The sequence below is a fragment of the Streptomyces sp. NPDC048639 genome, assembly GCF_043199075.1.
Classification (GTDB): domain Bacteria; phylum Actinomycetota; class Actinomycetes; order Streptomycetales; family Streptomycetaceae; genus Streptomyces.
On sequence record NZ_JBICVP010000003.1, the window covers coordinates 294395 to 306865 of the forward strand.

General features: G+C 71.3%; 5 protein-coding genes and 1 pseudogene. 5 read left to right on the top strand and 1 reads right to left on the bottom strand.

What is annotated here, in order from left to right:
- The first annotated feature begins 98 nt into the window (after nt 1–98).
- From ACGFNH_RS09600 to glgB, 5 genes and pseudogenes are all read left to right on the top strand, one after another.
- Nucleotides 99–1310, top strand: coding sequence for a S8 family peptidase (locus tag ACGFNH_RS09600; protein WP_393652485.1), 1212 nt, complete (start codon nt 99–101; stop codon nt 1308–1310).
- A 309-nt stretch (nt 1311–1619) separates the two neighbouring features.
- On the top strand, nt 1620–3608 hold the full coding sequence (locus ACGFNH_RS09605; protein WP_393652486.1) for an alpha-1,4-glucan--maltose-1-phosphate maltosyltransferase: 1989 nt from the start codon (nt 1620–1622) through the stop codon (nt 3606–3608).
- Nucleotides 3605–5302: pseudogene (treS, locus tag ACGFNH_RS09610) on the top strand (maltose alpha-D-glucosyltransferase); the annotation flags it as partial. The gene ACGFNH_RS09605 and the pseudogene treS, both read left to right, overlap by 4 nt.
- 345 nt (nt 5303–5647) lie before the next feature.
- A complete protein-coding gene (locus ACGFNH_RS09615; protein WP_393652487.1) occupies nt 5648–7291 on the top strand; it encodes a phosphotransferase in 1644 nt (547 codons plus the stop codon).
- 261 nt (nt 7292–7552) lie between these two features.
- Nucleotides 7553–9886, top strand: coding sequence for a 1,4-alpha-glucan branching enzyme (gene glgB, locus ACGFNH_RS09620; protein ID WP_393652488.1), 2334 nt, complete (start codon nt 7553–7555; stop codon nt 9884–9886).
- 134 nt (nt 9887–10020) lie between these two features.
- Here the strand turns inward: glgB and ACGFNH_RS09625 are convergent, their stop codons facing one another.
- A complete protein-coding gene (locus ACGFNH_RS09625) occupies nt 10021–12423 on the bottom strand; it encodes a HelD family protein (RefSeq protein WP_393652489.1) in 2403 nt (800 codons plus the stop codon).
- Nucleotides 12424–12471: the final 48 nt, after the last annotated feature.

Consider the following 12471-nt stretch of genomic DNA (forward strand, 5'->3'; position numbering starts at 1 on the left):
GGGAGTTTGTTGAGAAGCGTACAAGTCGGTTTGTCGAGAGTGACGCATGACGAAACTGTGAACAACGGGTTGACCCGAGGTCCGAGGAAGGGGATCCCATGTCATTGACCCGACGTCAGCATGTGCGTCTGTCCGCGGCCGTGACCGCGGCGGCCACCGCGGCCGTCCTCTCCGCCGTCACACTGCCCGCGCAGGCCGCTCCCTCCGAGGGCCGCATAGTGGGCGCCGGTTCGCCCGGCGCGATCGGCAGCAGCTACATCGTCACGCTCAAGTCCGGCTCGGGGGGCATGGCCGCCGGCTCCGACGCAGGCAAGAACCTCGCCCGCAAGTACGGCGCGTCGATACGCCACACCTACGGCGCCGCCCTCAATGGCTACGCGGTACGGCTTCCCCCGGGGCAGGCCAGACGGCTCGCGGCCGACCCCGGCGTGGCCTCCGTCGTCCAGGACACCGAGGTCTCGCTCGCCGGAACGCAAGTGAACCCGCCCTCCTGGGGCCTGGACCGCCTCGATCAGGCCAACCTCCCGCTCGGCAAGTCCTACACCTGGCCCGGCGGCGGTGGGTCGGGAGTGACGGCGTACGTCATCGACACCGGCATACGCACCGCGCACCGGGACTTCGGCGGCCGGGCCTCCAGCGGCTGGGACTTCGTGGACGACGACGCGGTCGCGAACGACGGAAACGGCCACGGCACGCACGTCGCAGGAACCATCGCCGGCAGCGCGTACGGCGTGGCCAAGAAGGCCCGCGTCGTGGGCGTACGCGTGCTCGACAGCGACGGTTCGGGCTCCACGGCCCAGGTCATAGCGGGAATCGACTGGGTCGCCGCGCATGCACGGAAACCCGCTGTGGCGAACATGAGTCTGGGCGGGCTGCTCAACTCCCAGCTCGACGCGGCCGTGCGCAACGCGATCGCCGCCGGGGTGACGTTCACCGTCGCCGCCGGCAACGACAACCTCCCGGCCGACCTCTTCTCACCCGCGCGGGTGAGCGAGGCCATCACCGTCGGCGCGACCGACCGGACCGACAGCCGGGCCTCCTTCTCCAACTGGGGAGGAACGGTGGACCTGTTCGCGCCCGGCGTCGACATCACGTCGGCCTGGAACTCCTCGAACTCCGGTTCCGAGACGATCTCCGGCACGTCCATGGCGGCGCCTCACGCCGCGGGCGCCGCGGCGGTGTATCTGGGCGACCATCCGTCCGCGCGTCCGGCCGGTGTGGCCAAGGCGCTGGTGGACCGGGCCGCGCAGGACAAGGTGGGCGGTGCGGGCCTCGGCTCGCCGAACCGCCTCCTGCAAGTGAAGAACTGACGCACCGGCACCGGCAGGGCGATTCCGGTGCCGTTACGGCCCCGCGGCACACGCCGCGGGGCCGTTGCGCGTTTTTGCCCTTACGCGGCAGTAGCCACCGCGTCGCCGGGTTGGGGGCGCGCTCCCCCGGGGCAGGCTCATCCGGTAACGGAACGAGCACGCCGCGCTACAGCCGCAGGACACAGTCGCCCACCTGAGTGAACGCGGACAGGAGCGTCCATGCCCGCAGCCCGTCCCTCATCCATGAAGCCGATAGAAAGTACAAAAGCCCGTAAAAAGGCTGAAACAGCGACGCTTCCAGGTGATTCCGTGATCGGACGTATTCCCGTCCTCGACATCCACCCGCTCGTCGACTGCGGGCGGCGCCCGGCGAAGGCGGTGGTCGGCGAGAGTTTCCTCGTCGCCGCCACCGTCTTCCGCGAAGGCCACGACGCGGTCGCCGCCAATGTGGTGCTGCGCGATCCGGGCGGACGCGCCGGGCCGTGGACCCCGATGCGCGAACTGGCGCCCGGCACCGACCGCTGGGGCGCCGAGGTGACGCCCGACGCCGAGGGCCGCTGGACGTACACGGTGGAGGCCTGGGGCGACCCGGTCGCCACCTGGCGGCACCACGCCGGGATCAAGATTCCGGCGGGCATCGACACCGAGCTCGTCCTCGCGGAGGGCGCGGAGCTCCACGAACAGGCCGCCGCAGGAGTCCCCAAGAGCGAGGGCCGCGAGGGCGTCCTGCAGGCGGCCGACGCGCTGCGCGACGAACTCCGGCCCCCGGCCGCCCGGCTGGCCGCGGCCCTGACCCCGGAGGTCGTCGAGACCCTCGGCCGTCACCCGCTGCGCGAACTGGTCAGCTCCTCCCGCCCCCTCCCGCTCCAGGTCGAACGGCGCCGCGCGCTGTACGGGTCGTGGTACGAGTTCTTCCCGCGCTCGGAGGGAGCCCTCGTCAGGGACGGGCGCGCCCCGGTCAGCGGCACCTTCCGCACCGCCGGCGAACGCCTGCCCGCCATCGCCGCCATGGGCTTCGACGTCCTCTACCTCCCGCCGGTCCACCCGATCGGCACCGCCCACCGCAAGGGCCCGAACAACTCCCTCTCCGCGGGCACGTACGACGTGGGCTCGCCCTGGGCGATCGGCTCTCCCGACGGCGGCCATGACGCGATCCACCCCGCCCTCGGCACGATCGAGGACTTCGACCGCTTCGTGGAGAAGGCGCGCGACCTGCGTATGGAGGTCGCGCTCGACTTCGCGCTCCAGTGCTCGCCGGACCACCCGTGGGTGGAGAAGCACCCCGAGTGGTTCCACCACCGCGCCGACGGCACCATCGCGTACGCCGAGAACCCGCCGAAGAAGTACCAGGACATCTACCCGATCGCGTTCGACGCCGATCTGCGCGGCATCGTGCGGGAGACGCTGCGGGTGCTGCGCTTCTGGATGGACCACGGGGTGCGGATCTTCCGGGTGGACAACCCGCACACCAAGCCCATCGCCTTCTGGGAGAAGGTCATCGGGGACATCAACCGGACCGATCCCGATGTCATCTTCCTGGCCGAGGCGTTCACCCGGCCCGCGATGATGCACGCGCTCGCGGCGATCGGCTTCCAGCAGTCCTACACCTACTTCACCTGGCGCAACGGGAAGCAGGAGCTGACCGAGTACCTCACCGAACTCTCCGGGGACGCCGCGTCCTACATGCGGCCGAACTTCTTTGTGAACACCCCCGACATCCTGCACGCCTACCTCCAGGACGGCGGCCGCCCCGCCTTCGAGGTCCGCGCCGTGCTCGCCGCAACCCTCTCCCCTGCCTGGGGCGTCTACGCGGGCTTCGAGCTGTGCGAGAACGCCCCGGCGCGCAGCGGGAGCGAGGAGTACCTGAACTCCGAGAAGTACGAGCTGCGCCCGCGTGACTGGGAGGCGGCCGAACGCGAGAACCGCACCATCGCGCCGCTCATCACCACCCTCAACCGGATCCGGCGGCGCCACCCGGCCCTGCAGCAACTGCGGAGCCTGCACTTCCACCGGGCCGACAACGACGCGGTGATCGCCTACTCCAAGCGATCCGGGAGCGATTGCGTCCTCACCGTGGTCAACCTCGACCCCCACCACACCCAGGAGGCGACGGTCTCGTTGGACATGCCGGAACTCGGCCTGGACCGGCACGAGTCCGTCCCGGTGCGCGATGAGCTCACCGGCGAGACCTATCACTGGGGCAGGGACACCTACGTGCGCCTCGAGCCGGGCATCGCGCCCGCGCACGTATGCACCCTGCGACCGTCCTCACCGATCGGAGGGTCACCCACCACATGATCGTCAACGAGCCCGTCCAGGACACCTTCGAAGACACCCCGACCAAGGACCGGGACCCCGACTGGTTCAAACGCGCGGTGTTCTACGAAGTGCTCGTACGGTCCTTCCAGGACAGCAACGGCGACGGCGTCGGAGACCTCAAGGGCCTCACCGCCAAGCTCGACTACCTCCAGTGGCTGGGGGTGGACTGCCTCTGGCTGCCGCCGTTCTTCAAGTCCCCGCTGCGCGACGGGGGCTACGACGTCTCGGACTACACGGCCGTCCTCCCCGAGTTCGGCGACCTCGCCGACTTCGTGGAGTTCGTCGACGCCGCGCACCAGCGCGGCATGCGCGTGATCATCGACTTCGTCATGAACCACACCAGCGACCAGCACGAGTGGTTCCAGCAGTCGCGCACCGACCCCGACGGGCCGTACGGCGATTACTACGTCTGGGCCGACGACGACAAGCAGTACCAGGACGCGCGCATCATCTTCGTCGACACCGAGGCGTCCAACTGGACCTTCGACCCGGTGCGCAAGCAGTACTACTGGCACCGCTTCTTCTCCCACCAGCCGGACCTCAACTTCGAGAACCCGGCCGTGCAGGAGGAGATCGTCTCCGCGCTGCGCTTCTGGCTCGACCTCGGCATCGACGGCTTCCGCCTGGACGCCGTGCCCTACCTCTACGCCGAGGAGGGCACCGACTGCGAGAACCTGCCGCGGACGCACGAGATGCTGCGCAGGGTCCGCGCCGAGATCGACGCGCACTACCCCGACACCGTGCTGCTCGCCGAGGCCAACCAGTGGCCGGAGGACGTCGTCGACTACTTCGGCGACTACGCCAAGGGCGGCGACGAGTGCCACATGGCGTTCCACTTCCCCGTCATGCCGCGCATCTTCATGGCGGTGCGGCGCGAGTCCCGCTACCCGGTCTCGGAGATCCTCGCCAAGACCCCCGCCATCCCGTCCGGCTGCCAGTGGGGCGTCTTCCTGCGCAACCACGACGAGCTGACGCTCGAGATGGTCACCGACGAAGAGCGCGACTACATGTACGCGGAGTACGCCAAGGACCCGCGGATGCGCGCCAACATCGGGATCCGCCGACGGCTCGCGCCCCTGCTCGACAACGACCGCAACCAGATCGAGCTGTTCACCGCCCTGCTCCTCTCCCTCCCCGGCTCGCCGATCCTCTACTACGGCGACGAGATCGGCATGGGCGACAACATCTGGCTCGGCGACCGGGACGCGGTACGCACCCCGATGCAGTGGACGCCCGACCGCAACGCGGGCTTCTCCTCCTGCGATCCGGGGCGGCTCTATCTGCCGACCATCATGGACCCGGTCTACGGCTACCAGGTCACCAATGTCGAGGCGTCCATGTCGTCGCCGTCGTCGATGCTGCACTGGACCCGGCGGATGATCGAGATCCGCAAGCAGAACCCGGCGTTCGGCCTGGGCTCGTACACCGAACTGCCGTCCAGCAACCCGGCGGTACTCGCCTTCCTCCGCGAGTACAAGGACGACCTCGTCCTCTGCGTGAACAACTTCTCGCGGTTCGCCCAGCCCACCGAGCTGGATCTGCAGACGTTCAACGGGTGCCACCCCGTCGAACTGATCGGCGGGGTGCGCTTCCCGGCCATCGGCGAGCTGCCGTATCTGCTCACGCTCGCGGGGCACGGCTTCTACTGGTTCAGGCTGCGCGCGCCCGGAGCGCAGTCCGCCGGAGCGCCGGGGGCAGGCGCGGCGGTCGCCGCCGACCCCGGCCGTACCCTCCCGAACCCGTTCCGTACCGGCCCGGATCCGGCGCCGCCCCTGGACATCGCGCTCTGATGTCCCGCGACATGGCGGGATGGCGCCCCTTCGGTTTCCGTCGTCCCGCCATGGGCACGCTCTTCCTCATGCACCACGCTGCGAAGGCAGCGCTGTACAGCGAGTAGTCCAATCGCTCTACCTGTACGGACGATCCTCTCCCGACACGTCCCGCACCGCCGGACAGCTTTGCCGCAATCCGGGACACTCTGCCCATCTGTGGTGTGCCCGGGGAAAGGACGCGACGCCATGTCGGAAGGCTCGACCCGCGCCAACCCGACCCGTGCGGCCACCCCTGCCCCTGTGTCCCGTGCACCCGACGCCGGGACGGGAACCGACCGGGGGCTGATGCCCTCTCTCGTACCGCTTCTGCGCGAATGGCTGCCCCGCCAGCGGTGGTTCGCGGGCAAAGGCACGCCGATCACGGGCTTCACCCTGGTCTCGGCGACCGAGTTGCTGCCCTGCGGGGCGGGCGGCGCGTCGCCGGGACTGCTCCATCTCCTCGTCACCGCCCAGCAGCCGTCCTCCCGGCCGCAGACCGGCGGCGGCAACTGCTACCAGTTGCTGCTCGGCATCCGGTCCGTGCTGCCGCCGCAGCTCGCCCATGCCCTGATCGGCCGGCCCACCGGCGGCCCGCTGCACGGCCGCACGGTCTACGAGGCGCTCTACGATCCGCGGCTCGCCGGGCTGCTGCTGGAACGGCTCCGGGTTCCGGGGCGGCTCGGGGCGCTGCGCTTCATCCGCGCTCCGTCCACCTCCATCCCCTCCGGGCTGATCCCCCGTCCCGTCACCGCCGAGCAGTCCAACTCCTCGGTGGTGTACGGCGATGCGTTCATCCTCAAGGTCTTCCGGAGGGTCGGCGCGGGCGTCAACCCGGACCTCGAACTGCCGCTGGCGCTCGCCCGCGCGGGGTGCGACCGGGTGCCCCATCCCACCGCGTGGTTCGAGAGCCCCACGGCCGAACCGATGACGCTGGGCATCCTCCAGCCGTATCTGCGCGGCTCCGCCGACGGCTGGCAGCTCGCCCTCAACTCCCTGGCCGTCAGAGCCGACTTCACCGGATCGGCGCGTGCGCTCGGCCGGGCCACCGCCGAGGTGCACACCGCACTGGCGGACGCCCTGCCCACCGCGGTCATGCGCCGGCGGCAGATCGAGCTGCTGGCGGCGGGCATGACGGCGCGTCTGGACGCGGCGGCCGCCTCCGTCCCCGCGCTGCGCCCCTACCGCGATCCGCTCCGCGCCGCGTTCGACAACCTGGCCGAACTGGGCCGGAGCGGCCGCACCTGGCCCGCTCAGCGCATACACGGTGATCTGCATCTGGGCCAGACGCTGCGCGGTGCGCGCGACGGCCGCTGGGCCCTCATCGACTTCGAGGGCGAACCGGCCCGCCCCATGGCCGAGCGCCGCCGCGTCCAGCCCGTGGCACGCGACATCGCCGGCATGCTGCGCTCCTTCGACTACGCGGCCCGCGCCTGCCGCCCCGGACCCGACTCGTCCGCCTGGGCGCTGGAGTGGGCGAAGCGCAACCGGGTGGCGTACTGCGACGGTTACGCGGAGGCGGCGGGCACGGACCCGCGCCGGGAGCCGGAACTGATGCGCGCCTACGAGACGGACAAGGCGGTGTACGAGGTGCTCTACGAGGCCCGGCACCGGCCGGACTGGCTACCGGTGCCGATGGCCGCCATCGAGCGGCTCGCCCGCCCCCACCACGCGGCGGCCGCTGCCGCGCCTGCGCCCAAGGGCCATGCCCCGAAGGCGCGTCCGGCGCCCGGGAGCGGACCGGGACCGGGGGGACCGCCCGCGGTACCGGGCGCAGGGGGCGACGGGCCCGGCCGGTCCGATGCCGGTGCCCGGCCCGCGCCGGACGCCTCGCCCCGACCGCCGTCCGCATGACCCCGTACGAACTCCCCCGTATGACCTCATACGGACGTCGCCGTGCGACATCCGTATGATCCGCCGGCTCCGGGTCACTCGTTCCCTCGGCGGGGCGGGTGTCCCGGGGCCGGTGCAGCCCGCTCCGACTCCCGTTCCCGGGAGGCCGCCCCGCCGCCGTACGGCGGACGCCCGACGCCCGCCCGTCCGAGGAGGACCCACCCCGTGACCCGCCGTCCCTCGCCCGAGACCCGCTCGTCCGACGCAACTCCCGTGCCTCCGGTGAGGGAATCCGGATCCGCCCCGGCGCCGGACGCGGCGCCGGTACCGTCCGCCGCCACCGGTACTGACGTCACGTCAGGCACCGCCACCGGGACCGCTCGTGGGCGGGGCACCGTACGGCCCGGCTCGGGCCGTACGGGAGTCCGGCCCGCGCCGCCGCTCGATCCCGGGGAGCGGCGGCGGCTGCTCGCCGGGGAGCATCACGATCCGCACGCGCTGCTGGGCGCGCACCCCTCCCCCGGCGGCGTCGCCTTCCGCGCGCTGCGCCCCTTCGCCCGCTCGGTCACGGTCGTCGCGGGCGGGCTGCGCGCGGAGCTGATGCACGAGGAGAGCGGGGTCTTCGCGGGTGTGCTGCCGCTCCGAGAGATCCCCGAGTACCGGCTGGAGGTGGCGTACGACGAGATCACGCTCACCGTCGACGACGCGTACCACTTCCTGCCCTCCATCGGTGAACTCGACCTGTATCTGATCTCCGAGGGCCGCCACGAGGAGCTGTGGCGCGCGCTCGGCGCGCATCCGATGACCCATCGGGGGGTCGAGGGAACCCGGTTCACGCTCTGGGCGCCGAACGCCCGAGGCGTCCGGGTCGCCGGGGACTTCAACTTCTGGGACGGCAGCGGTTCTCCGATGCGCTCGCTGGGGTCGTGCGGGGTGTGGGAGCTGTTCCTCCCCGGCGTCGGCGAGGGCACGCTCTACAAGTTCGACGTCGCGGGCGCCGACGGATCCCACTCGCTGCGGGCCGACCCGATGGCCCGGCGCACCCAGTGCCCGCCCGAGACCGCTTCGGTCGTCGCCGCCTCCCGGTACGTCTGGGACGACGAGGAGTGGATGGCGCACCGCGCCGACCGCCGTGTGCACGAGGCGCCCTTCTCGGTGTACGAGGTGCACCTGGGCTCCTGGCGGCCGGGACTGACGTACCGGCAGCTCGCCGATCAACTGCCCGCCTACGTCAAGGACTTGGGCTTCACCCATGTCGAGCTGATGCCGGTCGCCGAGCATCCCTTCGGCGGCTCATGGGGCTACCAGGTCACCTCGTACTACGCCCCGACCGCCCGCCTCGGCACGCCCGACGACTTCAAGTTCCTGGTGGACGCGCTGCACAAGGCCGGGATCGGCGTCATCGTCGACTGGGTGCCCGCTCACTTCCCGAAGGACGACTGGGCACTGGCCCGGTTCGACGGGACACCGCTGTACGAACCGTCCGACCCGAATCGGGCCGAGCACCCGGACTGGGGCACGCTGGAGTTCGACTACGGACGCACCGAGGTGCGCAACTTCCTGGTCGCCAACGCCGTGTACTGGTGCGAGGAGTTCCACATCGACGGCCTGCGGGTCGACGCCGTCGCCTCGATGCTCTACCTCGACTACTCGCGCGAGGGCGGACAGTGGTCCCCCAACGAGCACGGCGGACGGGAGAACCTGGACGCCGTCCGCTTCCTCCAGGAGATGAACGCCACCGTCTACCGGCGCTGCCCCGGCGTCGTCACCATCGCCGAGGAGTCCACGGCCTGGGACGGCGTCACCCGCGCCACCCACCACGCCGGGCCGGGCGGATTCGGCGGGCTGGGCTTCGGCCTGAAGTGGAACATGGGCTGGATGCACGACTCCCTCGGCTACATGTCCAAGGAGCCGGTCCACCGCAAGCACCACCACAACGAGATGACCTTCTCGATGGTGTACGCGTACAGCGAGAACTACGTCCTGCCCATCTCGCACGACGAGGTGGTGCACGGCAAGCAGGCCCTGGTGACGAAGATGCCGGGCGACTGGTGGCAGCGGCGCGCCGACCACCGGGCGTACCTGGGCTTCATGTGGGCACACCCCGGCAAGCAACTCCTCTTCATGGGACAGGAGTTCGCGCAGGGCGCGGAGTGGTCGGAGGCGCACGGCCCGGAGTGGTGGCTGCTGGACGACACCTACCACTCGGCGGGCGACCACCGGGGCGTACGCGATCTGGTGCGGGACCTGAACCGGACCTATCTCGACCAGCCCGCCCTGTGGGAGCGCGACACCGAACCCGCGGGCTTCGGCTGGGTCGAGGGCGGAGCGGCGGACGACAACGTCTTCGCCTTCACGCGGTACGACGCGTTCGGCAATCCGCTGCTGTGCGTGAGCAACTTCTCGCCGGTGATCCGGCACGACTACCGCCTCGGCGTTCCGGGCCGGCACTCGGGCTGGCTGGAGATCCTGAACACGGATGCTGCGCGGTACGGAGGCGGGGACGTCACCAACCCCGATCTGCTCAAGGCCGAGCCGACGCCGTGGCACGGACACGGCAACAGCATCACGCCCGTGCTGCCGCCGCTGGCGACGATCTGGCTGCGGCCGGCCTGACGACCGCGACAACGACGGCCAGGCGCCGGCGGGGTACGGAGAAGGGCCCGCGGACGACCAAGTCCGCGGGCCCGTACGGCTTTCCGGCCGGGCTTTCCGCCGGTTTCCCGCCGGGCCCGGCCGGGCCGGTCAGGTCAGACGACCGCCTCCAGCGCCTTCGGAAGCTCCCCGGTGTGCACGATGCCGAGCGCCTGCGTGGCCCGGGTCAGGGCGACGTACAGATCACTGGTGGTGTAGCGGGACGGCTCGACGACGATGACCGTGTCGAACTCCAGCCCCTTCGCCTGACGGGGGTGGAGAAGCACCACGGGCCGCGTCAGGTCGGGCTCGTCCCCGGCTGTCGCGTCCGGCAGGTGCGCGGCGAGTTCGTCGTGCAGGCCGGGCGGGGCGATCACGGCGAGCCGCCCCTCGTCCTCGGCGGCCTCCGCGACCCGCTCGGCCACGGTGCGGGCGAGGCCCTCGGCATCGGTCGCGCGCGACCAGGGGCGCGTACCGGTGGACCGCACCGAGCTGGGCGGTTCGAAGTCCGGGTACTCGGTGCGCAGCACGGCCGCCGCGACGTCCATGATCTCCGACGGTGTGCGGTAGTTGACGGCCAGCCGGGTGTGCTCCCAGCGGTCCTCCACGTACGGGTCGAGGATCCGGCTCCACGACCCGGCGCCCGCTTCCTCCGCCGTCTGCGCCGGGTCGCCGACGAGGGTCATCGAGCGGGTGGGGCAGCGCCGCATCAGCAACCGCCATGCCATCGGCGAGAGTTCCTGCGCCTCGTCGACGATGATGTGGCCGAACGCCCAGGTCCGGTCGGCGGCTGCCCGCTCGGCGGCGCTACGGTGGTCGGCCTCCTCGTGCCGCTCGGCCATGCGCTCGGCGTCGATGAGGTCGTGCGCGCCGAGGACCTCGGAGTCCTCGTCGTCCCGGTCCTCGAACTCATACGTCCGGGAGGCGTACGAGACGTCCAGCACGCCCTGTGCGTACGCGATCTGCTCCTGCCGCTCCAGCTCGGCCGCGGCACGTGCGGCCCGGTCGTCCTGGCCGAGGAGTTCCGCGGCCTCGTCGAGCAGGGGGACGTCGGCCGGGGTCCATGCGCCGCGCGTGCGGCGGACGGCGTCGGCGTCCTCGGCAGAGAGGTGGGTGGGGGCCGCGAGGAAGTCGGCGACCAGGCGCTGCGGGGTGAGGCGCGGCCACAGCTGTTCGACGGCGGCATGGACGTCCGGGTTGGCGTCGAGCTCCTCGCGCAACTGGGAGATGTCGCTCGGGTCGAGGAGGTTGGTGCCGTCGTAGGGGTCGGTGCCGATGCGCTCGGCGAGCATGTCGGTCAGCTCGTTGAGCAGGAAGCCCTCGAAGTACTCGCGGGCCGGGTTGTGCGGGAGCTTCGTCCTGCGGGCCCGGTCACGGCAGACCCGGACGAGGTCGGCGTCCAGCAGCAGCGCCTCCCGGTCGTGGATGACCGCGATGACGGGGTCGGGCAGCGCCTGGCGGTCGGCGAGGACGGCGGCGAGGACGTCCGCCATCTCCGCGCGGCCCTTGACGGCGGCGGCGTGCGGGGTGTCGGCGGCGGTGGCGTGGACGCCGGGGTACAGCTCGCCCAGCGTCGACAGCAGGACGCCGGTCTCGCCCAGGGAGGGCAGGACCTCGCCGATGTAGCCGAGGAAGGCGGGGTTCGGCCCGACGATGAGGACGGCCCGCCGGGCGAGCAGTTCCCGGTGCTCGTAGAGGAGGAAGGCGGCGCGGTGCAGCGCCACCGCGGTCTTGCCGGTGCCGGGGCCGCCCTCGACGACGAGGACACCGCGGTGCGGGGCGCGGATGATGCGGTCCTGCTCGGCCTGGATGGTCTGCACGATGTCGCTCATGCGGCCGGTGCGCGCGGAGTTGAGCGCGGCGAGGAGGACGGTGTCGCCTGAGGGGTCCTCGTGGCCGGTGCGGGTGGCGTCGGCGAGGTCGAGGATCTCGTCGTGGAGGGCGGTGACGGTGCGGCCCTGGGTGGTGATGTGTCTGCGGCGGCGCAGGCCCATCGGCGTATGGCCGGTGGCGAGGTAGAAGGGGCGGGCGACCGGGGCGCGCCAGTCGATCAGGATCGGGGTGCGGTCGGCGTCGTCCTCGCGGATTCCGATGCGGCCGATGTGATACGCGGCGCCTTCCCCCGCACCGGCGCTTTCCTCCGTACCGGCGCTTTCCTCCGTACCGGCGCTTTCCTCCGTACCGCGGCTCTCCGTATCCCCGGTCTCCGGGGCACCGCTTTCCTTGCCGTCGCGCTCCGCGCCGCCGCCGGAGGAGGACGTGCCGGGCAGCGAGGCGAGATCGATGCGCCCGAAGCAGAGAGAACCGTCGACCGCATTCAGAGCGGCGAGCAGCCCGGAGCGTTCGGCGACGACGACGTCCCGTTCCGCGAGCGCCTGCCGCCCGTTGCCCACGGGCGCCATCGCCTCGGCCACCGAGTCCTCGGCGGCCTTGCGCAGGGCGTCGACCCGCTCGTAGACGTGGTCGATGAATTGCTGCTCGTCCTGCAATTCCTCGTCCGGTGATTCTGTGTTTGACAATTCCACTCCCACCCGGATATGCTGTGCTCAGCACTTTTCTGCGACCCA